The 26,984-nt window shown below is 60.3% G+C and carries 13 protein-coding genes; 12 read left to right on the top strand and 1 reads right to left on the bottom strand.

The genetic code is table 11. The annotated features are described in order from the left end of the window. The first annotated feature begins 1 nt into the window (after position 1). From glpA to glpC, 3 genes are read left to right on the top strand one after another with little or no spacing between them, the layout of a single operon-like run. On the top strand, positions 2-1,675 hold the full coding sequence (gene glpA / locus AB5Y99_RS14690) for an anaerobic glycerol-3-phosphate dehydrogenase subunit A (RefSeq protein WP_368210018.1): 1,674 nt from the start codon (positions 2-4) through the stop codon (positions 1,673-1,675). Next, entirely contained in the window at positions 1,665-2,930 is a 1,266-nt protein-coding gene (glpB, locus tag AB5Y99_RS14685) for a glycerol-3-phosphate dehydrogenase subunit GlpB (protein ID WP_368210017.1), read from the top strand. Before glpA ends, glpB begins: the two co-directional genes overlap by 11 nt. 51 nt (positions 2,931-2,981) lie before the next feature. After that, positions 2,982-4,184 carry an anaerobic glycerol-3-phosphate dehydrogenase subunit GlpC gene (gene glpC / locus AB5Y99_RS14680; RefSeq protein ID WP_040069181.1) on the top strand — a complete coding sequence of 401 codons (1,203 nt, stop codon included), beginning with the start codon at positions 2,982-2,984 and terminating at the stop codon, positions 4,182-4,184. A 99-nt stretch (positions 4,185-4,283) separates the two neighbouring features. On the opposite strand, the gene AB5Y99_RS14675 is transcribed toward glpC, so the two are convergent. Further along, a complete protein-coding gene (locus tag AB5Y99_RS14675) occupies positions 4,284-17,138 on the bottom strand; it encodes a retention module-containing protein (protein ID WP_368210016.1) in 12,855 nt (4,284 codons plus the stop codon). A gap of 720 nt (positions 17,139-17,858) precedes the next feature. Between AB5Y99_RS14675 and nrfA the strand changes: the two genes are divergently transcribed. The 9 genes from nrfA (at position 17,859) to AB5Y99_RS14630 (ending at position 26,970) form a co-directional block, all read left to right on the top strand. Next, positions 17,859-19,304 (top strand): ammonia-forming nitrite reductase cytochrome c552 subunit, encoded by a 1,446-nt coding sequence (gene nrfA / locus AB5Y99_RS14670; RefSeq protein WP_323892487.1) that lies wholly within the window; start codon positions 17,859-17,861, stop codon positions 19,302-19,304. A gap of 51 nt (positions 19,305-19,355) precedes the next feature. Next, entirely contained in the window at positions 19,356-19,955 is a 600-nt protein-coding gene (gene nrfB, locus AB5Y99_RS14665) for a cytochrome c nitrite reductase pentaheme subunit (protein ID WP_127006539.1), read from the top strand. Further along, entirely contained in the window at positions 19,952-20,644 is a 693-nt protein-coding gene (gene nrfC, locus AB5Y99_RS14660; protein WP_123173180.1) for a cytochrome c nitrite reductase Fe-S protein, read from the top strand. The genes nrfB and nrfC overlap by 4 nt, the downstream gene beginning before the upstream one ends. Positions 20,645-20,731: 87 nt before the next feature. After that, entirely contained in the window at positions 20,732-21,685 is a 954-nt protein-coding gene (nrfD, locus tag AB5Y99_RS14655) for a cytochrome c nitrite reductase subunit NrfD (protein ID WP_279487556.1), read from the top strand. A 288-nt stretch (positions 21,686-21,973) separates the two neighbouring features. Further along, positions 21,974-23,941 (top strand): heme lyase NrfEFG subunit NrfE, encoded by a 1,968-nt coding sequence (gene nrfE / locus AB5Y99_RS14650; protein WP_368210014.1) that lies wholly within the window; start codon positions 21,974-21,976, stop codon positions 23,939-23,941. After that, positions 23,938-24,540, top strand: coding sequence for a DsbE family thiol:disulfide interchange protein (locus AB5Y99_RS14645; protein ID WP_368210013.1), 603 nt, complete (start codon positions 23,938-23,940; stop codon positions 24,538-24,540). Before nrfE ends, AB5Y99_RS14645 begins: the two co-directional genes overlap by 4 nt. Next, positions 24,537-25,742, top strand: coding sequence for a heme lyase NrfEFG subunit NrfF (gene nrfF / locus AB5Y99_RS14640; RefSeq protein ID WP_368210011.1), 1,206 nt, complete (start codon positions 24,537-24,539; stop codon positions 25,740-25,742). The genes AB5Y99_RS14645 and nrfF overlap by 4 nt, the downstream gene beginning before the upstream one ends. Positions 25,743-25,833: 91 nt before the next feature. Then, positions 25,834-26,463 carry a DUF2268 domain-containing putative Zn-dependent protease gene (locus AB5Y99_RS14635; protein WP_368210010.1) on the top strand — a complete coding sequence of 210 codons (630 nt, stop codon included), beginning with the start codon at positions 25,834-25,836 and terminating at the stop codon, positions 26,461-26,463. 54 nt (positions 26,464-26,517) lie between these two features. After that, positions 26,518-26,970, top strand: a complete 453-nt coding sequence (locus tag AB5Y99_RS14630) for an NUDIX pyrophosphatase (protein WP_042080957.1) — start codon at positions 26,518-26,520, stop codon at positions 26,968-26,970. Positions 26,971-26,984: the final 14 nt, after the last annotated feature.

Raw genomic sequence — 26,984 nt, 5'->3', positions numbered from 1 at the left:
AATGAAAAGAATAACTACACAAGTCGTCATCATAGGCGGCGGTGCCACAGGGGCCGGCATCATGCGCGATTGCGCACTGCGCGGCATCGACTGCATCCTGCTCGAGCGCGATGATATCGCCGCCGGCACCACCGGCCGCAACCACGGCCTGCTTCACTCCGGTGCCCGCTACGCGGTGACGGATCAGGAGTCCGCCCGCGAATGCATCCAAGAAAACCGCATCCTCAAGCGGATTGCCAGCCACTGTGTCGAAGACACGGGCGGCCTCTTCCTCACCCTGCCGGAAGATGACATCAATTTCCAAACCACCTTTATGGATGCCTGTGCCCTGGCCGGTATCGAAACCCGCCAGCTCGATCCGCGCGAAGCCTTGCGTATGGAGCCCAACGCCAACCCGGCGATGATCGGCGCCATCCATGTACCGGACGGTACGGTCGACCCGTTCCGCCTCGCCGCCGCCAACGTGCTGGACGCCAAAGAGCATGGCGCGCGCATCTTCACCCACAGCAAGGTGCTGGGACTCTTGCGCACTCAGGATCGGGTACACGGCGTCAAGGCGATCAACACTCGCACCGGCGAAGCGTTCGAGGTGGAGTGTCAGGAGGTGATCAACGCCGCAGGCATCTGGGGCCAGCAAATTTGCGAATACGCCGATCTCGGCATCCGCATGTTCCCGGCCAAAGGCTCCCTGCTCATCATGGATTACCGCATCAACCAGTTGGTGCTCAACCGCGCCCGCAAACCGGCGGATGCGGACATTCTGGTGCCGGGCGATACCATCTCCCTCATCGGCACCACCTCCAGTCGCATCGATTACAACAAGATTGACCAGCTCACCGTCGAACCGGAAGAGGTGGAGGTGCTGCTGCGAGAAGGGATCAAGCTCGCCCCCATCATGGCCCGCACCCGTCTGCTGCGCGCCTACGCCGGGGTACGCCCGCTGGTGGCGGTGGACGGTGACGACACCGGCCGCAACATCAGCCGCGGTATCGTGCTGCTGGATCACGCCGAGCGTGACGGCCTCAAGGGGTTCAACACCATCACCGGCGGCAAGCTGATGACCTACCGCCTGATGGCGGAGTGGGCCACCGATCTGCTGGCCAAGAAGCTCGGTAACAGCAAACCCTGCCAGACCGCCGAGCTGAGCCTGCCCGGTTCGCGGGATCCGGAAAAGGTCTCCGCTCCCGGCCTCTCGGTGCCGGTCGAAGGCTCTGCCCAATACCGCCACGGCGAGCGGGTCATCGCCTTCTTCCGTGACAACCCCAAGGCCAACGCCCTCATCTGCGAGTGCGAAATGGTCACCGCAGGCGAAATCGAATACGCCCTGCGCGAGCTGGATGTGGACAACCTCATCGACCTGCGCCGCCGCACCCGTCTGGGCATGGGGCCCTGTCAGGGCGAGCTCTGCGCCTACCGCGCCGCCGGCCTGATGCAGGAGTACGGCAAGGCCGACGGCCGTCAGGCCTGCGTCATGCTGCGCCAGTTCCTCGAGGAGCGTTACAAGGGAACCCGCCCGGTGCTGTGGGGCGATGCCCTGCGCGAGGCCGAGTTCACCTACTGGATCTACGAAGGGCTGTTTGGCCTGGGAGAATGGACGGCGCCGCAGCTGGTTGCCGATACCCCACGCGGCCCAACAAGCGAGACCACTCACAAGGAGAGCCGTCATGAAGTTTGACAATATCGTTATCGGCGGTGGCATGGCGGGACTCTCGGCTGCCCTGCGGCTGGTGGAGGCGGGCCAGAAGACCCTGCTGATGGCCTCCGGCCAGAGCGCGCTGCACTTCTCCTCCGGCTCGGTCGATCTGCTCGAAAGCGAGGGAGATCCCCGCGCGGCGCTGCCTGCATTTATGGCAGCCCATCCGGATCACCCCTACAGCAAGGTGGGAATGCAGAATATCGAAGCGAGCCTGGCCGATCTGCAGCGCCACTGCGCCGAGCAGGGATTGCCGCTGGTTCGCCACGAGACCAATCACCAGCGCCTGACTCCCATCGGTACCCTCAAGCGTACCTGGCTCTCCCCCGATACCTGTGCCTGCGTGACCGATGCGCCGATCCCGGATGTACTGCTGCTGGCCACCCTCGAGGGCTTTCGCGACTTTCATCCGGCACTGGCGGCCGCCAATCTGGCGACCCATCCGCGCTTTGCCCACTGCCGCATTCTGACCGGCGAAATCCGCCTGCCCCAGCTGGCGGAATTCAGCCGCAATCCCCACGAGTTTCGCTCAGCCGACATCGCGCGCCTGTGTGACAAGCATCATCTGGTGGCCGATCTGGCCCGCGAGATCAGCCGCATGGTGCAGGAGAGCGGCGTACCCGGCTGCCGCCATATCGTGCTGCCCGCCTGCCTGTCGCTGGGGCTGGTTGGCCCGCGTCTGGCGGAGCTGGAGCAGCGTACCGGCTGCACCATCAAGGAGGTGGCGACCATGCCGCCATCACTGATCGGGATGCGGATGCAGGAGGCGCTCAAGCGCCGCTTTATGGCCCTTGGTGGCACCTTCCTCACCAGCGAGCGGGTGCTGGGTGCCCGTTACGATGGTGACCGGGTGGTCGGCGTACATACCCAGAATGGCGATGATCAGCTGTTCGAGGCGGACAACTTCGTGCTTGCCTCCGGCAGCTTCTTCAGCCGTGGGTTGGAGTCCCGTCTGCGTGGCATTCGCGAACCCATCTTCGATGCCGATGTGTTGAGTCTGGAGGAGCGTGATGCCTGGGCCGGTCGCCGCCTGTTCGACCATCACCCTTTCATGGGCTTCGGGGTCAAGACCGACGACAAGCTCAGAGTGCTGCGTGGCGGCAAGCCGCTCACCAACCTCTATGGCGCGGGCAGTGTCTTGGCCCATTACGACCCAATTCGTGAAGGTTCCGGCTCCGGCGTTGCCGTTGCCACCGGCTGGCAGGCTGCCGGCCATATTCTGGGCGCGGCCCAATGATTACTACGTCCCATATCCCGTGTCTTCATCATCGCCGGGAGGAGAACTGACATGCTACTGGATCACGCCAATCAAACTTTCGATCAGTGCATCAAATGCACCGTCTGTACCGCCTACTGTCCGGTGGCCAAGGCCAACCCTGCCTACCCCGGCCCGAAACAGGCTGGCCCGGATGGGGAGCGGCTGCGGATCAAGAGCCCCGAGCTCTTTGACAGCGCCCTCAAGCACTGCACCAACTGCAAACGCTGTGAAGTGGCCTGCCCTAGCGGGGTGCGCATCGGCGACATCATCGCCAAGGCCAAGCACCAATACAGCGGCTTCAAACCGGGGATCCGCGAGTTCGTGCTCTCCCACACCGATCTGATGGGCAGCATGTCTACCCTGATGGCGCCGGTGGTCAACTTCACCACCGGCCTCAAGCCGATGAAACTGGTGCTGGACAAGGCGCTGGGGGTCTCATCCCACCGCGACCTGCCCAAATACTCTCAGGGCACCTTCCGCGGCTGGTACAAGAAGCAAAAAGAAGCGCAGGCCCGTTATGAGCGCCAAATCGCCTACTTCCACGGCTGCTACGTCAACTACAACCACCCGCAGCTTGGCAAGGAGCTGGTGCAGGTGCTCAACGCCATGAACATCGGTGTGCAGCTGCTGGAGCGGGAGAAGTGCTGCGGCGTGCCGCTGATTGCCAACGGCTTCATGGACAAGGCCAAGCAACAGGCGGCCTTCAACATCAAGCAGATGGAGAACTCCCTGCTGGGTAACGAGATGCCACTGCTGGCTACCTCCTCCACCTGCGGCTTTACCCTGCGCGATGAATATCCCCACCTGCTGGAGCAGGACAACCATAAGGTGCGGGATCGCATCTCGCTGGTGACCCGCTTCCTGTGGAACGAGTTCTACAAGGGCAACAAACCGGCGATGAAGCCGCTCAATCTGCACATCGCCTACCACACCCCCTGCCACATGGAAAAAATGGGGGGCGTCATCTACACCCTCGAATTGCTGCGCGCCATTCCCGGGGTCAAGGTGACGGTACTGGAGTCCCAGTGCTGCGGCATCGCCGGTACCTACGGCTTCAAGTCGGAGAACTACCAGACCAGCCAGACCATCGGCGAGGGGCTGTTCGATCAAATCAACCGCCTCTCCCCCGATCTGGTGATCACCGATTGCGAGACCTGCAAATGGCAGATCGAGATGAGCACCAGCTTCCGCTGTGAGCATCCGATCCACCTGCTGGCCCAGGCGTTGGCCTGACTACTCCGGCCCTTGCGGCCGTATAAAAAAACAATCCACGCAGAGATAAACAAAGAGCCGACAATTGCCGGCTCTTCTTTTTACGCTTCACGCTCGCTATCAGGGGTGCTGGATGATCAGGCTATGTTGATCTTCCAGCATGCTCTGCAGGATATCGTGGGACGAGGTGCTGGTGAGGTTCCAGCTGGTCAAATCCACATCCTTCAGGGTGATCTGCTGGGTCACATGACCATCCCCGGCTGGCGCCACCGAGAGGTTAACATCGCTCAGGCCATTGCTCCCCGTGGTCACCGAGGCTGAGAGATGCTTGAGCAGATCATCGACACCATTGCCAGTGACCCCTTGCAGCATATCAGCCAGATCGATCTTGTCCCCTTGCTCCGGATGGAAGTCGGTGATGGTATCGATGGCGGGCTGCGCCTGACTCCCTTCGTCCCCGTGCTGCCAAACGAAGAGATCGCGGCCAGCCCCGCCGGTGAGGATGTCGTTGCCATGCCCCCCCAATAGACGGTCATCGCCGGAGGAACCAAACAGCCAATCCCCCTGATCGGAACCGACCAGCTCATGACCACTCTGGCCGTGCACCGTAATGGTCTCAAGGGGCGTGCTGACGGTTGAGCCGCCGACACTCGACTCGGCACTGATCCCCAGCACATGGTCACCGTCGCCAAAACCGCTGAAGTAGAGCGGAACCGAGTGATCGGCCGGGATCAGCCAGTCGCCATTGCCATCGGCATGACCAACGATCTGACCATGCTCGTCCTGCACCTGCGCCCCATCCAGACCGCTGATGCGGATGGAGAGCTCACCCGTTGCCGGATTGACCACGCTGGCATTGATGCCAAGGGGGATAACGGCCCCCTGCAAGGCATGGAACGCATGCTGATCCACCGTCAGACCCGGCATATCCGGCTCGGGAGTGACAGTGATGGTCACCTGATCGGTGTCGCTCAGAGAACCGCCCGCACCGCTGTTGCCCTGATCGGAGGTAGTGACGGTAAGGGTATCTTCTCCCCAGAAATCTTTGGCCGGTTCATAGTGCAGGTTACTTGCCAGCAACTGGTTGAGATCGGCCAGCGACCCCACCAGGGTGATCTCGCTGGTACCCGCCCCCTGCACCATCACGGCACCGGTTGCACCCATCAAGGTCAGTACACCATGCTCGACCCGCAGCACCATGGAGACAGGCGCACTGCCTGCATCCACATCCTTCACGCTGACACCGGAGAGCGACAGGGAGCCATCTTCCTTCACCGTCATGCTGCCAGGCAGCTGATTGACCGGCGCATCGTTGACCGGCTGCACCTCGATGGGCAGCACATCGGTATCGCTGAGTGCCCCGCCACTACCCGTGTTCCCCTGATCGTTGGTGACCATGGTCAGGGCGTCATTGCCGTAGAAATCACTGTTGCCCTGATAGGTGACCCCGCCAGAGAGCAAGGCATTGAGATCGGCCAGCGTGCCGGTCAGCACCAGCGAACCGGTGCCGTTGCCGACCACCGTCACGCCGCTGCCAGCAGGCAGCGTCAGGGTGCCATGCTCCACCGACAGGGTGATCTTGATGGGGCTGTTGCCCGCATCCACATCTTTCACCTGCAAACCGTGGATGACGAAGGGCTGATCTTCCTGCTCGACCTGAGGGGTTGTTGGCATTACGTTGATTGGCGCATCGTTGACCGGGCTTACATCCACATGGATGGTGCCATTGACCTCGGGGCCAAGGGCGCCGTTGTCGAGGCTCTGGGCAGTGATCTTGAGATCCAGTGCACCGTTGGCATCATTGGTCACCAGCTCGACAGCACCCAGCTTGCCGCCCTCGGTAGTGACCTGCCAGCGACCGCCCCCCAGATCAACAACCGTCCCCGCCACGCCATTTGGCAAGCGGATCTCGGCGCCATCAGGCACCCCTTCGATGGTGACCCGCACCTGCTCGGGCTTGTTCTCATGCACATTACCCGCACTGCCGCCGGTTGGCTGGTTATCCCGGGTCTCCAGCCCCAGATCCAGAGTAATCACATCCCCTTCGGTACCGCTCGCCTGACCCTGAATGTCAGCGATAAGGGCATCCCCCACCGGATTGACGGTGACGGTAAAGCTGCCACTGGTTTCGAGCGGAATGGTGAGCCCCTTGTCGAGGGTAAAGGCGCTCAGCGACAGCTCCACGGTGCCGCTGAAATCAGCTGGCGTGATCAGGGTCAGCTTGGAGAAATCGGTCCCCACCGGGATCTGCCAGACGCCGCCACCATTGTTGACCGCCGGAGCCGACAGGGTGAAGCCATCCGGTACCCCCTTGATCTGCAGCGCGACGATCTGCTCCGAGCCATCGTTATCGATTAGGGTTGCGCCAAATCCGGCAAGGTTAACCGTGCCATCTTCGCTCCCCGTGACGCTATGCACCGAAAGCTGGGCCGGATCGTTAACCGGTCTCACCTTAAAGCTGACCTGGCCGCTCCAGCTGCCGCTGTCGGTCACCTGCTGGCCACCGACCAGCGCGGTATCGACGATATCGACCTTGATGTCGAGCGGTACCTGACCGCTGAAGTGCTCTTTGGGCACAAACACCAAATCCTTGAGGGCTGCCACATCGTTGACCACCAAGGTGTTGACCGGCTTGCCACTGCCATCGAGGAAGTAACCATATTTCGCATCCACCGTGATGGTGACCCGCTCAACGGTTTCGAGACCGCCGCCCGCGATGGAGGGGCTGATATCGGCCAGTTTCACCGAGAGATCGAGGTGGATCTTGCTATCTTCCAGATTGTCCGGCTGCCCGTCCTGGTTGGTGTCCTGCACGGTCAGTGTCAGTTCCGGATGCTCGCCACGGCCACCATTCACATCGACCACGGGGGCCACATCGACCCGTACCGTGCTGCTGTCAACCTTGATGTCGCCACTGGCGGTATCGGTATTCACCACCTTCACCTCGATATTGAGCGAACCGGCAAAGTCCTGTGGCAAGCCAAGGGTCAACCCTTCCAGGCCAGCCAGTGACGGTGGCACCTTGATGACGTATTCACCGGTCGAGATGTTGTACTCGGCCCCGCTGATGGTGACGCCTGCTGGCAATCCCTTGAGGACAATGGTCACCTCGTCGCTGGCCTGGTCGGCGGCGCCGATATGGATCACGCCTTTGAGCTGCTGACCAAAATCAACCCGGATATCCTCCTTGCCCACCAGCACGGCGTTGTCGTCGATATCGACAGTCGCCGCCGGCGTCTTGGGCGTCACTGGCTTGTTTTCAAATTCGGCACTGGTTTCCAGGCTCACTTTGACATGGGCGCTGGCATCGCCATCATCGCCCCGGTCGATCACCATGGCATCGATGCGGATCGGTTCGACCTTGCCGACAAACCCGTCCGGCGCATGCAGCTTGAAGCTACCGAGATTACCCGCCGGCACGATCCAGCTGCCGTTACCGTTGTTGATACCGCCAACCACCACGAACTGATCGCCTGCACCACCGTTCAATACCGGCAGGTTGATCACCAGATAGTCGATCTCCTCCACGCTCGAGGGATCGAGGTCGGTAAAGATGAAGCGTCCACTCAGGTCTATATCAGCCCCACTCTGCCCCACGAGAGCTCCACCGCTCTGGGTCAGCACGCCATCGGGCTCCACCACGGCCTGGATATCGACATGCAGATTGCCATCGATCACCTTCTCGGCCACCGCGCCAGAATCCACATCATGCTGGGTCACGGTAACATGGCTCTGGATAGTGGTATCCCGATCGCTATCCTCCGGCGCCTTCACCAGCAGTTGCCCCCCGTTGAGCAGGCTATCGAGCTGGGCGGCAGTCAGGGTGACCTTGCCACTGACCACGGTCAGCTGGCTCTCGACACCGCCGACTCGCAGCCAGATCTGGTAGCCATCCTCCACCCCGGAGAGACTCAGCGCCGTGACTTTCTCGGCGCCGTCAGTAAGGGTCGGATGCCAGTCCAGCACGGTGAACTGATCTTCCAGGCCATGACTGGACTTGCTGTAGTCGGTGGCGTCAATCTCGGGTTCCACCTTGATATGCAGCGGCACATCGAAGCTCTTGTGGTCGCCATCGTTCTCGGTCACCACCACCTTGGCGATCAGGTTCAAATCCGCCGTGCTGTTATGGGGCGGCTGAATAAGCAGGTTGCCAAAATCGGAGACATCGACTTGATAGGTCGGCTTGCCATGAGCATCGAGTCCGGCAAAGGTGAGGGTCAGCTCCTTGCCATTGGCATCAAAGACCCGGGCACCTTCCGGCAGCCCTTGCAGCACCACGTTGAGGCTCTCGGAGGTGTCGTGCGGGGTATCGACCCACTCGCCCGAGGTGAGGGTAAAGTTAAGCGGCGCCCGCCCATCCTCGCCCACTGTGGTGGCATAGCCTGTCCCTTCGGCCTCCCAGCCGGTATTGCCAAGCTCGAAATGGGGCTGATCCACCACCCCCACCAGATCCACATGAAGGGTCTGGGAGCCCGTCTCCTTTTCGTTCACCACGGTATGGGTCTGGCCGTTCGCATCGGTCAATATCGCCGTGTCTTTCACCACCCCCTTGATGGTCAGATCGAAATCGACGTTGCTGTTTTTCGGCGGTTGCAGCTTGAGTTCGCCAATCCGATCAAAAGGAACCTCATAGTAACCGGCTATGTTCTGTGCAACGGCGGAACCACCCAGCAACAAGGTTGCACCGTCAGGCAGGCCACTGATGCGGACAAACATCTGCTCGGAGCCATCGAGTTTGTCACCCAGATGAGCAAGGGCAATCTTGCTGCCCAGATCGAGCAGGGTGTCTTCCTTGCCCTGAATGTCACGCACAGTGAGCTTGGCGTCATCGGCCACCGGATTGACGTTGATCACCAGATCAATTTTGTCTCCCTGCGCCGTACCCTGACCCTGAGCGATCGGGTTCTTCTCGGTGCTGATCGGCGTCACCGACAGCTTGATGTCACCACTGAAATCCTTGCCGGGAACCACAGTCACCTTGTTGATGTTGCCGGCCGAAACGGTGTAGATGCCACTGCTATTTGGCTTGAGCTCGACTCCGTTGAGCATCAGGGTTCCCTTGCCCGCTTCCAGCTTGATCTGATAGGTCAACGTCTCGGAGCTGTCGGTATCAGTCAGGCTCGCCTTGACGTCCAGCTTGATACCCGTGCTGTCTTCATTGGTGTCATAGTGGCGAGTGGTGTTGGCTGTATCCCACAACGGCTTGTCGGCCACACCGCGCACCGTCACAGCCAGATCCCCCGTTACGGCCGCAGGTGCCGCCCCTTCGGTGACACCGACCTGCAGTTGCACCTGAAAGTGCAGCGGCTGACCGCCATTGTTCCAGCTCGACCAGTTGCTTGAAGGCACAAAGGTCACCCCCTGAGTGGTGTAGTGAACATTATCACTGGTCACCATGGCCGCTGGCGGCACGATAAACCACTTGCCATCAGCCGTAGTGGTAAGCGCTACGCCGTTGTAATAGAAGGTGCCATGGGCGGCACTAGCAGGCGTCTGGATAAGCAACTGATCCACATGCTCACCGCGATCGAAATCGCCAATATCGAGCTGCATGTTGATAGGGATACCCAGCCTCGGGTCTTGCGCCCCCTGATCTTCGTTACCAATGGCTGCGCTAACGGTAAAGCGCACCGCTTCATCCTGCAGATTGAGGGTCAGTGTGCTGTTTGCACGATCGCCATCGCCATCGACCAGATGCGCTGTCACCACCTGACTGAGCTGACTTGCGTCGTGATTGAAACCGGCCGCAGGATTGAAGGAGTAGGACCCATCGGCAGAGATGGTCAGGGTTCCCATCACCTGCTTGCCATCGGGGCTCATCACATCTTGTATCAAAGAGCCATTGATGGCGTACGTCTGGCCATTGATGGTAATCGACTCGACGCGGGCACCATCCGCACCTTCATTGGCAGTAGGAAGCAGATCGCCGGTCACGGTACTGCTCCCCTCGCTCAGGGTATGTGCCAGCACAGTGCCGATAGGCATGTCATCTTGTACCGTCACGGTCACGCTGACGTTCGGACTGCGATCGCCATCATGATCGGTGACAAACAGCGGTACTTCGATGGTCAACTCATCCTTGCCCTGTGCACCGTGATCAAGCTGGCCAACCAGATGGACGCTGTAACTGCCGTTAACATCGAGGTGAACCCAGAAAACGGGCTTGCCCCCCTCGGCCGTAGCCAGATACCAGCCGGTGCTGTGTGCAGCCAGCGTAACCGCTTTGCCACCCGACGTGAGGTGATTGGCCTGATTGAATGCAGCCACATCCAGCTCAAGGGAGGCAACCCGATCCGAACCGGCTGTGATGGTCACCTTGCCACTATCGGTTTCTCCACTCTCTGCAGGTGTGGTCCCCGGATGCTGACCGTTCACTGCATCGAGATCAGACTCCTCGACCCGAACCGGTTCAATGGCGGATATGATCGGGTCGATGCCATCAGTCACCGTGACAGTGGCGGTTCCCTGATTTTTGCTGCCGTCGCTGTCGGTGACTTCGACCGGCAGATTCAGTTCCAGCTTGTTGTCTGCACCGTGATCCAGGTTGGTATGCACCGTCACCTGATAACCTATCTCTGCACTGGTGTGAGCGGCGATGGTGGCGGGCACTGTGGGGATGGAGACCGTCATCACTACCAGACCACCACTGGTCACCGCCTGGAAGGTGTGACCATCGGTGCCAACCGCTTTCCAGGTCAGGGTTTCGCCGTTATGGGTGATGGGCTTGCCGCTGGCATCCATAACCTGACCGGAGAGGGTCAGTCGCACATCGGTCACCGGATCCGAGTCAGCCTTGATGGTGATCTTGCCGCTCGTCTGCTGGTCATCAGTGGCAGAATTGGCACCATCGAAGCGCCCTTCATTGAGGGTTACATCGGTCAGGGTCAGGGTCGGTTTCTCCCCTTCCCCAATCTGGATATTGAGGGTGCCGCTGGCGCTGTCGTTGTTGCCGCCCGCCTTGTCGTAGTCGTTGATGATCACCTTGATGGGCAACTCGGTCACGGCGTTGCCGCCCTGATGAAGCCCCTGATAAAGGGTGACCTGATAGTCAAACCCGTTCTTGCCCGCCTGCTCGAGGCTGCCAACCAGCTTGACCTCGAACACCTCGACCCGCTGGCCATCCACCATCACATAACCCTTGATCAGCTGGCTACCGGGGATGGCGGAGTCCCCATCAACCAGCTCGTATTTGATGGGCTGGCCAAGTGCAGTGAGCGCCGGTTGCTGGCTGCCATCGGCAAACGCCACCTCGATCACCCGATCCGACCCGGCTTGCACATCGAAGTGACCGGTTTGACTCAGGCTGTTGCTGCCGGTGAGGCCCCCCTCATCCAGGGTCACACCAGCGCCCGGGATAAAGCTCGGGGCCCTGCCATCCGCGATGGTGAGCGGCAGCGTGGTACCGATGCGATCGCCATCCTTGTCGGCCAGGGTGACGGCAAGCGGCAGGTTGAGGGATTCACTCCCCTTGTGATCCAGCTCGCCGCTCAGGGTGACCTTGGCGGTGACGCTCCAGTTACCGTTGTTATCGACCAGGCTCAGCTCGGCGCGCAGCACCACCAGCCCACCGGCGGTTCCTACCAGTTGGCCGGTTGCGGGATCGATGATGAAAGTGACCGGGTTGCCGTGGCTGGTGAGTCCGGTCAGGGTGCTCTGAATAGCGGCGATATCAAAGCCGAGGGAGTTGGGGTCAAGGGCATCACTGCCGTGCGCGACCGAGAAACTCATGGTGCTGACCGCGGCTTCCTCACCTTGCGCCATCTCGGTGATGGTGGTGCCGGTCACGGCGGAGATGACCGGAGTGGCACCATCACCCACCGCCAGGGTAATGGTGGAGGATACCTTGTCACCATCGCTGTCGAGCAGGGTAAAGCCCGCCTTGAGCAGGCTGTCGGCACTGCCCTGATCCAGCGGTTGATGGAGGGTAAAGCTGTATTTGCCATCGTTGCCGAGGGTCAGCTCAAACACCAGCTTGCCATCGGGGGTACGCCCCTCTATAAGATGGTCTGCCACCGTGATAGTCACGGCCTGCTTGCCCGAGGTGAACCCTTGCAGCCCCGGCTGATTGGCATCGAAGGTGATGCTGGCCAGCGGATCGCTGCCCGCGGTGATAGTCAGATCACCGTTAAGGGTCTGGCCTTGCTGCCAGTTGCTATCTTCGGTGAGCGTGAGGGAGACAGGATCGACCTGCGGCAAGACACCATCGGTAATGGTGATATTGAGGGTGCCGAGATTGCTCTTGTCGCCGTCAAAATCTGAACCCTGTACCTTCAGGCCAAGATTGAGGCTGTTGGTCGCTTCCGGCTCGTCAAACACCCCGGTCAGGGAGACATTGTATTTGCCATCCAGACCAATGGTAACGGTGAGGATTGCCTTGCCCTGCCAATCCTTGACGATCAGTTGGTTGTCTTTAACCTCGTAAGTCGTCGCCTTGCCCTGGCTGGTGAGCCCCGCCAAAGCCGGCTGGCTCGCCTCAAAGTTGAGGGAGACCAGACGATCGCTCCCCACCGTCACCGGCAGCTGACCATCGATGCTCTGGTTGCCCCCCTCTTGCAGGGAGACGCCTCTATCGAGACCGAGCACAGGGTCTGCGCTATCACTCACCGTGATGGTAGCGGTTCCCTGATTTTTGCTGCCGTCACTGTCGGTGACTTCTACCGGAAGGGTCAGTTCCAGCTTGTTGTCTGCCCCGTGATCCAGGTTGGTATGCACCGTTACCTGATAACCGATCTCTGCGCTGGTGTGAGCGGCGATGGTGGCAGGGACGGTAGGGATGGAGACCGTCATCACTACCAGACCACCACTGGTCACCGCCTGGAAGGTGTGGCCATCGGTGCCAACCGCTTTCCAGGTCAGGGTTTCGCCGTTATGGGTGATGGCCTTGCCGCTGGCATCCATAACCTGACCGAAGAGGGTCAGTCGCACATCGGTCACCGGATCCGAGTCAGCCTTGATGGTGATCTTGCCGCTCGTCTGCTGGTCATCAGTGGTCGAGTTAGCGCCATCGAAGCGCCCTTCATTGAGGGTTACATCGGTCAGGGTCAGGGTTGGTTTCTCCCCTTCCCCAATCTGGATATTGAGGGTGCCGCTGGTGCTGTCGTTGTTACCACCCGCCTTGTCGTAATCGTTGACGATCACCTTGATGGGCAGCTCGGTCACGGCGTTGCCGCCCTGATGAAGCCCCTGATAGAGGGTGACCTGATAGTCAAACCCGTTCTTGCCAGCCTGATCGAGGCTGCCAATCAGCTTGACCTCGAACACCTCGACCCGCTGGCCATCCACCATCACATAACCCTTGATCAGCTGGCTACCGAGGATGGCGGGGTCCCCATCAACCAGCTCGTATTTGACGGGCTGGCCGAGGGCTGTGAGCGCCGGTTGCTGGCTGCCATCGGCAAAGGCCACCTCGACCACCCGATCCGACCCGGCTTGCACATCGAAGTGGCCGGTTTGGCTCAGGCTGTTGCTGCCGGTGAGGTTCCCCTCATCCAGGGTCACACCAGCACTCGGAATAAAGCTCGGTGCCTTGCCATCCACGATGGTGAGCGGCAGCGTGGTACCGATGCGATCGCCATCCTTGTCGGCCAGGGTGACGGCAAGGGGCAGGTTGAGCGATTCACTCCCCTTGTGATCCAGCTCGCCGCTCAGAGTGACCTTGGCGGTGACGCTCCAGTTGCCGTTGTTATCGACCAGGCTCAGCTCGACGCGCAGCACCACCTGGCCACCGGCGGTTCCGACCAGCTGACCGGTTGCGGGATCAACGGCGAAAGTGACCGGGTTACCATGGCTGGTGAGTCCGGTCAGGGTGCTCTGGATAGCTGCGATGTCAAAACCAAGAGAGTTGGGGTCAAGGGCATCGCTGCCGTGCGCGACCGAGAAACTCATAGTGCTGACAGCAGCCGTCTCCCCTTGCGCCATCTCGGTGATGGTGGTGCCGGTCACGGCGGAGATGGTCGGATTGGCACCATCACCCACCGCCACGGTAATAGTGGAGGAGACCTTGTCACCATCGCTGTCGAGCAGGGTAAAGCCCGCCTTGAGCAGGCTGTCGGCACTGCCCTGATCCAGCGGTTGATGGAGGGTGAAGCTGTATTTGCCATCGTTACCGAGGGTCAGCTCAAACACCAGCTTGCCATCTGGGGTACGTCCCTCGATACGATGATCGGCCACCATGATGGTCACGGCCTGCTTGCCCGAGGTGAACCCTTGCAGCCCCGGCTGATTGGCGTCGAAGGTGATGCTGGCCAGCGGATCGCTGCCCGCCGTGATAGTCAAATCACCGTTAAGGGTCTGCTCCTGCTGCCAGTTGCTATCTTCGGTGAGCGTGAGGGAGACAGGATTAACCTGCGGCAAGGCACCGTCGGTAACGGTGATATTGAGGGTGCCGAGGTTGCTCTTGTCACCGTCATAATCTGAGCCCTGTACCTTCAGGCCAAGGTTGAGGCTGTTGGTCGCTTCCGGTTCGTCAAACACGCCGGTCAGGGAGACGTTGTATTTGCCATCCAGACCAATGGTAACAGTGAGGATTGCCTTGCCCTGCCAATCCTTGACGATCAGTTGATTGTCTTTAACCTCGTAACTCGTCGCCTTGCCCTGGCTGGTGAGCCCCGCCAAAGCCGGCTGGCTAGCCTCAAAGTTGAGGGAGACAAGACGATCGCTCCCCACCGTCACCGGCAGCTGACCATCGATGCTCTGGTTGCCCCCCTCTTGCAGGGCGACCCCCTTGTCGATGCCCAATGCGGGATCACTGCCATCATTGACAGTCAACGTCAGGTTGGCACTGGTGCTGTCGCCATCGATCTCATTGGCGTTTACCTGCAAATCAAGGGAAAGCATGTCGCTGCCCTGATGATCGAGCGGGCCGGTGAGGGTGACCACCACCCGCCCAGCCAGATCGCTGCCCTGCTGCTGCGCATTCAATTCGGTGCGTAGCACCTCCACCCGTTGGCCACTGCCATCCAGGTAGTAACCCACCAAGGTGCGATCATCGGCAAATTCAAAGGTCAGCGGATGACCATCGCTGGCAAGACCCGAGCCGTTGAGGGTAGTCAGGGTACTGTTCTGATTACTGAACACCAGCGAATCCACCAACAAAGGATCGACACCGTGTTTGACTACAAAGCTGCTCTCACCCACTACGGCAGCACCGTTGATAAAGGCATCTTCGGTCAGGGTAATGGGCGGGAGATCAACGTCAAAGTTGGGCGGATTGCTGTCCACCAGATTGATCACCAGCGGCGCCTTCACCAGATCGCCGTCGCTGTCTCGATATTCGAGGTTGAACGGCAGGCGCAACACGTCCTGACCGTGATTCAGGCTTTGACTCCAGACGATACGGTAACTGCCATCACTGTTGAGGGTCAGGGTGAAGACAGTCGCCCCACCAGCACTGGCGGTCAGGGTCTGACCGTTGATGATGTAGCCAAGGGGCGCGCCATGGCTGACGAGCCCCAGCCCTTCCAAGGCACTCTGATCAGCGGCGAACTGGACTTGCAGATTGCCATCCTGACCGGCACCGGTATTGAGGCTACCGGTCGCGGAGATCGGGCCACCGGCCAATCCGGCTTCGGAGAGCGTCAGGGTTTCGCTCTGACCGATCAGCGGTGCACCATCGCTGGCGCTGTTGCCCGCCAGATCGGTGACACTGGCACGCACTTCAAAGGATTGATTGATACCGGAGAGATCAAGACCTGATACCTGCCAGCGGCCATCGGCCCCCACCAGTGCCGAGGTGGTCAACAGCGGCTGGCCATTGCTGTCGACCAAAGTGATGATGACACTCTGACCCGCTTCCACATTGCTGGTGGAGCCGCTCAGGGTGGCGCTGCTGTTGCCAAACAGGGCAGTGGTATCGAGATCATCGATGTCGATAGATGCCTGAGTATCGACATTGATAACGAGGGTATCGCTGGCACGGTTGCCGGCAATATCCACGGAATTGACCTGAAACTGGTACTGGCCATCGGCCAGGGTCTGCGGCAGCTGATATTGCCAGTTACCGGCGGCATCCACCGTCAGGACGGTGAGCACGCTACCGCCAAGGCTCAGGGTTACGGTGGCACCGGGCTCCCCCTTCCCTTGCAGCAGCGGGGTATTGTCGCGGGTCAGATCATCGGTCTGGCTGGCGCCGGTGTCGCTCTCATCGGCGAGATCGAGGGTAATGGTGGTGATGGTATCGAGCAGGGTCTGTCCGGTATCGCTGGCGTTGTTGCCAGCCTGATCCTGGGTATTGGCCACAATCTGCAACGGACCATCCACCAGCTTGCCGGTCACATCGCCAAAATTGGCTTCCCACACCAGGCCGGGCAGCACCACTGTCGTCACCGTCAGTGAATTTCCCGCCTGATCGATAAGGGTCACAGTGACTGGCTGGCCTACCTCCACATCATCCACCACACCACGAATGATGACGCCAGCCGCTTCATCGGCGTTGATAATGTTGTCGCTGGTTTGGGGCTCGGTGATGGTGATGGCGGCAAAGAAATCGCGCTCTTCGGAAAACAGCAGCTCATCGCCCACCGGTTGCACAGCATAATCGGTATCAAAACCGGCCTCGGCCAGGGTGGAATCGTTGGTACGATCGACCACCACAAATCCACCCGAGCTGGAACCGGCTACACCACCGATATTGCCCGCAGCGGCTGCGTTACCGGCGGCCGCCGCTTGAAACTGCTCTGTCGGGTCAATACCCTGACGGATCGCCTCCTGCAACGAGGCCAGTTCCGGATCGGCCGGTTGCCCATCAGCAGCAGGTGTGGCGGGCTCAGGTTGGGCGGCCATATCTTGCTCACCAGCAGGCTCACTGCCCGGCTCGGCTAGTTGAAAGTGGCCCCCTTGGGCAGTTTGCAGGCGATCCCCCGGCTGCAATGCCATCCCCACCTTTGCTCGTATGACAGATCCATCTGCACTGATGACAAACACGGAGCCCTCGAGTTGGGAGATCACCGTGGACTTTTCAATTTGCAACTCAGCCATACAACCTCCAGCAAAACCTTAACCACCAACATCAGTACCTACAGAGTACTTGTCTGTTCAATAATCATACCGCACCAGACTAAGTGGGTCTTTTCGCTATTTTCGACAATGATTGCCATAAAATGGCCATAACTTACAAGATTGTGCATCTAACAGGCCCTTTTTAATAAAAAGAGATTTGGATGAACCCAATCCCATCACCTTTATTAATAGGTCTATCAGACTTCACGTGACCATTTCTGTCGTTTGACGATAAATCCACTGCAGCTTCAATAAATGGATCATAATCCGAAGGTAAAAAGCGCACAGCACAACACCGCAAATTTGCATATTCAGTCAATTGTTAGCATAAGAGATTGCCAGAATATGTGAACAATACGGCAGCAATCAGGATCAGCAGCAAAAAGTGCCAGTACGCAACTGTACCGTTCAAACTCCTGCCATCGAATGCTCGGCAGTTAACAAGAAGTTGAGTTTCCATAAAATTTAATCCAGATCTCATTTCAGCGATCAATCCTGTGCACCAATTGATCTGGCACAACTCTCCCTCCGATAAATCATCATTAAATTTACCTATTTGTTAGGGTAACCCTCGAGCAATCATATATTGCGCGGTTTTATTCACCCGCAAGCGAATGTCTGCCCACCCCGCCCGACGGGGGGAAGATCCACACCAAGATGGAACGGGTCAGACGAGACCAAAACATTTATCTGGGAGTGATAAACGTGGGTTCACAACACAGGCATATCAAACTGGGCCTCGCCGCCCTGCTGCTGACTACCAGCCTCGGCACCAGCGGCTGGGCGCAGGCAGCCGATGACACGCAACCCAAAGGCAAGATCGAGGCGCGCAGCGAGCTGTTCGCCAAGGATCACGCCGATCAGTTCACCAGCTGGCAAGCCACCAGCGAAAGCAAGGAACGCACCGACGCGCTGGCGGAAGATCCCAACATGGTGGTGCTGTGGGGCGGTTACCCCTTTTCCAAGGATTACAACAAGCCGCGCGGTCACTTCTATGCGCTGACCGACGTGCGGGAAACCCTGCGCACCGGCGCCCCCAAGACCGCCGAAGATGGCCCCCTGCCCATGGCCTGCTGGAGCTGCAAAGGCCCGGACGTGGCCCGCGTCATCGACGAGAAGGGTGAGGATGGCTACTTCAAGGGGATGTGGGCAAAAGGTGGGCCGGAAGTAGTCAACACCATCGGCTGCGCCGACTGCCACGACACCGCCTCGAAGGAGTTCAAGGAGGGCAAACCTGCCCTGCACCTCTCCCGTCCCTATGCCGATCGGGCCATGACCGCCATCGGCAAGCCGTTCAAGGAGCAGGGGCGCTTTGATCAGCAGTCCCAGGTGTGCGGCCAGTGCCACGTGGAGTACTACTTCAGCGGCCCCACCAAGGCGGTCAAATTCCCCTGGGACAAGGGCACCACTGTGGAGCAGATGGAGGCCTATTACGATGAAATCGGCTTTGCCGACTGGACCCATGCCCTCTCCAAAACCCCCATGCTGAAAGCCCAGCACCCCGAGTACGAAACCTGGCGCGCCGGCATTCACGGCCAGAACAACGTCGCCTGTGTCGATTGCCACATGCCCAAGGTGCAGAACGAGCAGGGCAAGGTCTACACCGATCACAAGGTGGGGAACCCCTTCGATCGTTTCGAGCAGACCTGCCGCAACTGCCACACCCAGAGCAAGGAGATGCTGCAAGGGATCGTCAAGCAGCGCAAAGAGGCGGTGATCGAAACCAAGCTGAAGGTCGAGAAGCAGCTGGTACACACCCACTTTGAAGCCAAGGCGGCCTGGGATGCCGGCGCCACCGAGGCAGAGATGAAGGATATTCTGCAGGACATCCGTCACGCCCAGTGGCGCTGGGACTACGCCATCGCCTCCCACGGGGTGCAGATGCACGCCCCCGAAGTGGCCCTCAAGGTACTTGGCAGCGCGCTGGATAAAGCCGCTGACGCCCGCACCAAGCTGGCGCGCCTGTTGGCCAGCAAGGGGATCAGCCACGAAATCGCCATCCCCGACATCTCCACCAAGGAGAAAGCGCAAGCGGCCCTTGGCATGGATATGAAGCAGTTCAACAACGACAAGGCCCAGTTCCTCAAGACCACGGTCCCCGCCTGGGATGCCGAGGCCAAAGCGGCCGGACGGCTGGCACAGTAACGGCGCCTGCGGGCTCGGTCAGACCAGGCCCGCAGCGGATGGAGGCTTCCTATGGGTGATTTAACGATGGATTTCTTACGACTGATGCTGATGGCAGCCATGCTGCTCACCAGCCTGCAGGGTCAGGCGGCCGAATCGGTTTCCGCCCCTGTTCCAGCTACACATGAGGTGGAATTTTTACGCAATCCCGACAAGGCCTGCACCGACTGTCACAAGGAGCAGAGCGAGGGGATGCACGGCAAGCATGGTCAGGCGACCAATCCCAACAACCTGGCACCTGTCACCTGCACCAACTGCCACGGCCAGCCCTCCCCCCAGCACCGGGAAGGGGTCAAGGATGTGATGCGCTTCAGCCACAGCCTGAAGGATAAAGAGAGCATCAAGCTTTATCCCATCAGTGAGCAGAACGGGGTCTGCATGAGCTGCCACGAGCCCAAACCACTGCGCGAGGCGCTCTGGGCCCACGACGTGCACGCCACCAAGCTCACCTGCACCAGCTGTCACCAGTTGCATCCGGCCAAGGAGCCCATGGTGGGGATCCCGGAAAAATCCCGCATCAAGCTCTGCGTCGACTGCCACAGCAAGCAGCATGAGGCCAGCAAGGCCCGGCAGGAGCAGTCCAAACCGGCTACCGGCAAGGAGGCATCATGAGCTGCTCTCGCCGTGACTTTATGGCGGGCATGGGCGCAGGGGCCCTTATCATGATGACGGGGGCTGCTCGTGCCAACACCCGCTCCCTTGCCACCACCCTCGCCCACAGCCAGACCATCGATGGGATACGCTATGGCATGATCCACGATGAGACGGCCTGCATCGGCTGCACCGCTTGCATGGATGCCTGCCGAGAAGTGAACAAAGTGCCGGAAGGGGTCTCGCGCCTCGAGATCATCCGCTCAGGCCCCATCGGGGAATTTCCCGACGCCGAGTACCGCTTCTTTCGCAAGTCCTGCCAGCACTGCGACAACGCCCCCTGCGTGCACGTCTGCCCGACCGGCGCCTCCCATATTCGCAAGGAGGATGGCATCGTCGATGTCGACGCGGATCTCTGCATCGGCTGCATGTATTGCCTCGCTGCCTGCCCCTATCAGGTGCGCTTTATCAACCCGGTCACCCGAGTGGCGGACAAATGCGACTTTTGCCGCAAGACCAACCTGGCGGCGGGCAAAGAGCCGGCGTGCGTGGAATCCTGCCCCACCAAGGCGCTGGTGTTCGGTAATCTGGATGATCCGGATAGCCCCATCGCCCAACGGCTGGTGAAGGAGACCACCTATCGCTACAAGCAGGCACTCGGCACCTCGCCCAAGATGTACCGAGTGCCCAAAGGGGAGATAACGTCATGACCATGCAAGCGGCATTTCAATTCCTCTCCCTTGTCTGGGGATTTGTCCGATCGCCATCTACCGAAGCAACAGAAGGAGGAATGGATCATGTTGCATGACGCATTTCACTTCCCTTCACTTGTCTGGGACTGGCCGATCGCCATCTACCTGTTCCTGCTCGGCATCTCCGCCGGAGCCACCACCCTCTCGGTGCTGTTGCGCCGCAAGGGAGCAGGCAGCGAGAGCGGCATCATCAAGGCGACCGCCATTCTGGCGCCGGTGAGCGTGGTGCTGGGGTTACTGATCCTTATCTTCCATCTGGCCCGCCCCTGGACCTTCTGGAAGCTGATGTTCCACTACCAGTTCGACTCCGTGATGTCGATGGGGGTCATGCTGTTTCAGTTCTATATGGCGGTGTTGTTCGCCTGGCTGGCGGTGGTGTTTCGGGCCGAGATCGAGACAATGCGCAGCCGGTTGCTGAAAGAGAAGTTCGCTTTTGTGGATGGGCTGATTGGCTGGCTTGCCCGCATCGAGCGGCTGCTGGCCCCGCTGTTGCTGCTGCTCGCCGTGCTGCTGGGGGCCTACACCGGCTTTCTGCTTTCCGCGCTCAAGACCTATCCGCTGTTGAACAACCCGGTGCTGCCGGTGCTGTTTCTGGTCTCGGGCATCAGCTCCGGCATCGCCTCCACCATCTTGCTGGCGGTGACGCTCTTCAAGGAGAACCATCACAGCCAGGGGGTGAGCTTTGTTCACCGCTTCGAACGGCCAGTGCTGGTGATGGAGGTGTTGCTGCTGGTCTGCTTCTTTACCGGCCTCTACTTCGGTGGCGGCCAGAAAGAGGTGGCGATGTGGGCGGCCATCGGCAGCGGCTTCTGGGCTCAGGTGTTCTGGGTCGGCGTGGTGGGGGTCGGCATGCTGCTGCCCCAGCTGCTGGCCCTGCTGACCCCGGCGCCCCTGCGGGAGCGAAACGGCCATCTGGTGCTGGTCTGCAGCCTGACCCTGGTGGGGATCTTGCTGCTGCGCTACTTCGTGCTTTATGCCGGCCAGATGACGGTAGTTTAAAAACCGGTTCACGCTCCTGTTGCGAGGCCGTGATCAAGGCTCATGTGCTGCTCGGAATCCTCATGTATTCACATACATTGCGGTTCCTGCGCTGCTCTTTACCTTGCTGACGACCTCTCACGACGGATCGTGAACCGGTTATTGAAAGCTGGGGATAAGCACCAGCCGCCCTTCGGGTGACTGGCGCTTATTTGTTGCGATGAGTTGTTGCCAAGAATGTGGATGTTATCCCCCAGCGCCGGTACGGTGCTGGGGGATAACATAGACGAATGATTGACTGGAGGTTGTGTGCTGGCGGAGCTCGGCTATCTCTCACTGTTGCTGGCGGCGGCACTCTCCTTGCTGCAGGGCACACTGCCTTGGCTGGGATTACGGCTCGCCTCCCCGACCCTGCTGCGCTGCGCCACGCCGCTGGCGCTGATCAATGCCATCCTGCTGTTGGCCTCCCTGCTGCTGCTCGCCAGCTGCTTTGGCCAGGATGATTTCACCATCAGCTATGTGGCCCAGCACGCCAACAGTGCCCTGCCGCTGGGCTTCAAGCTGGCGGCCGTGTGGGGCGGCCACGAGGGCTCCATGCTGTTCTTCGTCTTTGCGCTGGGGCTGTGGGGAGCCCTGGTGGCTCTTTGCTCCCAGCGGGTCGATCCGCTCATCCGCACCCGGGTATTGGCCATCATGGGGCTGATCGTCGGGCTGTTCGGTCTCTATACCCTGATCTTCTCCAGCCCGTTTGACCGCCAATTCCCGGGGCCACTGGAGGGGCGCGATCTCAACCCCATGCTGCAGGACATCGGCCTCATCATCCACCCGCCCCTGCTCTATCTCGGCTACGTCGGCTTTGCGGTCAACTTCGCCTTCGCCATGGCTGCGCTCCATTCAGGTAGACTGGATGGCGCCGTGGCCCACTGGAGTCGCCCTTGGGCGCTCGGCTCCTGGGTCTTTCTCACCGCCGGCATCGTGCTGGGCTCCTGGTGGGCCTATTACGAACTGGGCTGGGGCGGCTGGTGGTTCTGGGATCCGGTGGAAAATGCCTCCCTCTTGCCCTGGCTGCTCGGCACCGCTCTGCTGCACGCCCTGATTGTCTGCGAGAAGCGCGGCGCTTACGGCCACGCCGTGCTGCTGCTCTCCATCTTTACCTTTGCCTTGAGCCTGCTCGGCACCTTCGTGGTGCGCTCCGGAGTGCTCACCTCGGTGCACGCCTTTGCAGTCGACCCCAGCCGCGGCCTCACCCTCTTGTTACTGCTCGGCTTGCTATTGACCTGCGCCCTCACCCTGTTTGCCCTGCGGGCGGACATTCGCGCCCCCTATGCCCGCTTTGGCTTGCTGTCAAAAGAGGGGCTGCTCGGCGCCGCCATCCTGCTGCTCTGCGTGGCCTGCGCCAGCGTGCTGCTCGGCACCTTCTACCCCATGGTGTTCCAGTCGCTCCATCTGGGCTCGCTCTCGGTGGGGGCCCCCTATTTCAATACCATCTTCGTGCCGCTGGCCCTCTGCCTGATGGGGCTGATGACCCAACTGCCGCGCCTGCGCTGGCAGCAGCTTGCGGCATATTCCAGACTAAACGCGCTGTTGCCACCGCTGTTTGGCCTGCTTGGCGGCGGGCTGCTTAGCCTTGCCTATTTGGAACAGGGATCGTTTTCCGGTAGCTGGATTGGCATCCTCGCCAATATGGTGAGCCTCTGGCTGATGGCCAGCCTGCTGCTCCCGCTCTTGCAACCGACGTCGCTGCGCGAGTTCACCCTCAATCGGTTCGGCAGTTTGCTGGCCCACCTCGGGGTGGCGGTGTGCGCCCTTGGCATCGCGCAGGTGAGTCACCAAAGTCAGGAAGGAGGCACTGTGCTAAGTGCCAACCAACCCTACCAGCTCGGTGCCTTCGAGTTTCGCTATGAGGGGCGCGAGCCTGTGATCGGCCCCAACTATACCGCGGAGCGCATCACGCTTAGCGTGCGCAAGAACGGTAAAGAGGTGGCTCGGCTGACGCCGGAGCGGCGCCACTACAGCGTGCGCACCATGAACATGAATGAACCCGGCATCGCGTGGGGACTTTTTGGCGATCTCTACGTGGTGCTGGGTGAGAAGATGGGACCAGATGCCTATGCCATGCGGCTGCACTACAAGCCGCTGGTACGCTGGATCTGGTTCGGCGGCCTGTTGATGATGGCGGGCGGCACCCTGCGTCTGCTCGCCCATCGCCCCTTGCTTGCCTCCCGCCCCGTTGCGGTTAGCGCCTCCCATCACCCGCTCGAACAGGAGGCGTTATGAGATCCCGCCTGAGCCTCTTTGTTCCACTGCTGCTGACCCTGAGCCTCGGCACCCTGCTCTGGCTCGGCCTTGGCAACAATCCCTACAGCCAGGATGAGGCAACGCTCGGGCGTACCCTGCCTGCGTGGCAGAGCGACAATCTGCTGGATGGGAGTCGGATCCAGACCGCCAGCCTCAAGGGGGAGCCCTTTGTCCTTAACGTCTGGGCCAGCTGGTGCGCCAACTGCCGCGCTGAACATCCGCTGCTCAGCGAGCTCGCGGCAACAGTGCCCCTCTACGGTCTCAACTACCGGGACAAGGGGGATGCGGCCCGCGCCTGGCTTATCCAGGCGGGCAACCCCTATCGCGCCGTGCTGGCCGACCCCAACGGCAAACTGGCCCTTGAGCTCGGCGTCTACGGCACGCCGGAAACCTATCTGTTTGATGCCGATGGCACCCTGCTAGCCCGCCATACCGGCGAGCTTACTAAAGGGATCTGGCAACGCCAGTTTGCCCCTCTGCTCGACAAGGCGCGAGCGGATGCGCAAATGAAGGCCGCCACAACGGCACCCGCAATTGCGCCGTCTATTGCAATATCAGCTCTGGAGACACAGCCATGATGTGCCGTTCTCTTGCTTGCGCCCTGCTGGCCCTCGGCATGCTGCTGAGTGCCACTGCATACTCCAGCGGGGTCGACACCTATCAGTTTCGCCACCCCGAGCTGCAAAATCGGGCGCAAGAGCTGGCCCGCGCCCTGCGCTGCCCCCAGTGCCAGAACCAGAACCTGGCGGAGTCCAACTCCCCCATCGCCCGGGATCTGCGGCTAGAGGTCTACCGCTGGGTGGACGAGGGGCTGTCTGATGAGCAGGTGATCGCCCGCATGACGGAGCGCTTCGGCGATTTCGTCCGCTACAATCCCCCCTTCAAGAGCAGCACGGCGCTGCTGTGGGGCGGTCCCCTGCTGCTGTTGGGGCTGGCGCTGTTGACCCTGTTTCGCCGCCTGACACGCACAAAGGTACAAGCCATCCCTGTCGTTAGAGCAATGATTGAACCCATTCATCAACCTGCGGCCGATCCGCGCAGCGAATTGAATTTGCTGATCATGCAAGGGGAGCAAGCAGGCCTCTCCCCCGACCAGCCACTCTACAGGGAGCTGAGTGCCGCCCGCCTGGCCAACGTCATCCCGGCGGCTGAGCTGACCCTGCGTGCGCAACTGGCCAGCCTGCGTGACAATCGCGGCCGCAATAACCGGCACGGGCGGGCCTTGTTGCTGCTTGGCCTCCTGGCCATCGCGGCCGTTGCCGCTGTGTATCTCGGCAGCGGCCGCTATCAGGCATGGCAGGATTATGCATCCCGTCCCGATCCGCTGGCGGGGTTGAGCCCGCGGGATCTGCAGGACAAGGAGCTGGGGAGTCTGCATCAGAAGCTTCAACGCAGCCCCGCCGATCTCGACAGCTGGGCGGCGCTCGGCCAGCTCTATCTCTATCGGGGTGAATATGACAACGCCCTGCTCGCCTATCAGCGTATCGCCCTGTTGGAGGGGGGAGCCAGTGCAGCGACCCAGGCCGCCCAAGCCACCGTGCTCTACTATCAGGCGGGCCAGCAGCTGACTCCCGAGGCAACCCGCCTGCTGGAGAGCGCCCTCAAGCAGGACGCGGGGGAAGTGAGCGCCCTGATGCTGCTCGCCTCCGATCACTTCCTGCATGGTCGCTACAGTCAGGCCATTGCGCTGTGGCAGCAACTGCTCGATGGCGAGCGCCCTCGCATCAATCGGGCCGCGCTGATCGAGGCGATCCAGACGGCAAGCATAATGGGCGGGTAACCCCTTGATTGAAGGAGGGTAATCGTGGTGATATGGCGCCGCGACCACGCAAGTGGCTCAGCACTCTCTTCCAATAGACAAGGATGTCTGGATGCAACTCACCCTGTTAAACGACTCGGGCAAATTCGATGGGCTCGACGACACCATTAGGCACGTTTTTGCCGAGACGGCGCACAAACTGAATGCCTTGTTCAATCTCTCCCAACTGGATGTCACCTTCAGCCCTTTTGCCGAGGGGGATGCTCCCGACTCGGGTATCGGTGGCTGGGCCATCAACATGTATCGAATAGAACTCCAGCTTGATCTGGAACGGCCTGATATCAAAGAGGTGATCATCACCGAATTGCCTGCCGTGCTGGCCCACGAAGTCCACCATATCGTGCAAAAGAAGAACAAGGTGGAAGCAGAAACACTGGCCGAAAACCTGATTTTTGAAGGGCTGGCCTGCTACTTTGAGCAGAGGTTCAATGGTGGCACTCTCCCCTCGCTGTTCAAGGAGTCTCATCACCATGACTGGCAATCGCTCCTGGCAGATATGACACCCCATCTATCCAGCAAGCAGTTCAACTTTTTAGACTTTTTCTACTGCCGTGATAACCGGCCATTTCCCAAATATGCCGGTTACTGGGTGGGGTTCAATCTGGTGGCCAACTATCTGGCCAAAAATGGCCTGAATGAAATAGAGGTCATGGGCCTACCCGCCGAGGCGTATTTCAATTAACACGCCTTCACACTGTTCATGGCTATCACAGAGCCCAAACCCGGAGAGAAGATCATGATCCCCATTCGCTGCAAGGCCGTCTCTGGCGTTGCCCTCACCACTGTCGATGGCGAAACCAGATTGCTGGTGATGAAACGGGTCAAGGGGGGCTTCTGGTGTCATGTGGCAGGCACGGTGGAGGCGGGTGAAACCGGCTGGCAGACCATTATTCGGGAGTTTGGCGAAGAGACGGGGATCAGGGTCACCGAACTCTACAACGGCCAGTATCTGGAACAGTTTTACGATGCCGCCTTGAATACGGTGGAGGTGGTACCGGTCTTTGTGGTCTATTGCCCGCCCAATCAGGCGGTGACCCTCAACGATGAGCACACAGACTATCGCTGGTGTTCCCTGGCCGAGGCCAAGGCGCTGGTGAGTTTCCCCGGCCAGAAGGCGCTCTACGACCATATCTGGCACCACTTTGTCGACAACGCCCCCTCTCCCCTGATGCGGGTCGATATCCGCTGACCGCGCACAACTTC

The organism is Aeromonas sp. R4-2 (assembly GCF_040908295.1).
GTDB classification, from domain to species: Bacteria; Pseudomonadota; Gammaproteobacteria; order Enterobacterales; family Aeromonadaceae; genus Aeromonas; species Aeromonas veronii.
The sequence above is the reverse complement of the archived record's forward strand: the minus strand, read 5'-3'. Positions and strand labels throughout refer to the sequence as shown.

Coding starts and splice junctions, on each gene's coding strand:
- AB5Y99_RS14645 (WP_368210013.1), top strand. CDS start 23,938: ATGAGATCCCGCCTGAGCCTCTTTGTTCCACTGCTGCTGACCCTGAGC.
- glpC (WP_040069181.1), top strand. CDS start 2,982: ATGCTACTGGATCACGCCAATCAAACTTTCGATCAGTGCATCAAATGC.
- nrfF (WP_368210011.1), top strand. CDS start 24,537: ATGATGTGCCGTTCTCTTGCTTGCGCCCTGCTGGCCCTCGGCATGCTG.
- glpB (WP_368210017.1), top strand. CDS start 1,665: ATGAAGTTTGACAATATCGTTATCGGCGGTGGCATGGCGGGACTCTCG.
- AB5Y99_RS14630 (WP_042080957.1), top strand. CDS start 26,518: ATGATCCCCATTCGCTGCAAGGCCGTCTCTGGCGTTGCCCTCACCACT.
- nrfD (WP_279487556.1), top strand. CDS start 20,732: ATGTTGCATGACGCATTTCACTTCCCTTCACTTGTCTGGGACTGGCCG.
- nrfB (WP_127006539.1), top strand. CDS start 19,356: ATGGGTGATTTAACGATGGATTTCTTACGACTGATGCTGATGGCAGCC.
- glpA (WP_368210018.1), top strand. CDS start 2: ATGAAAAGAATAACTACACAAGTCGTCATCATAGGCGGCGGTGCCACA.
- AB5Y99_RS14675 (WP_368210016.1), bottom strand. CDS start 17,138: ATGGCTGAGTTGCAAATTGAAAAGTCCACGGTGATCTCCCAACTCGAG.
- AB5Y99_RS14635 (WP_368210010.1), top strand. CDS start 25,834: ATGCAACTCACCCTGTTAAACGACTCGGGCAAATTCGATGGGCTCGAC.
- nrfC (WP_123173180.1), top strand. CDS start 19,952: ATGAGCTGCTCTCGCCGTGACTTTATGGCGGGCATGGGCGCAGGGGCC.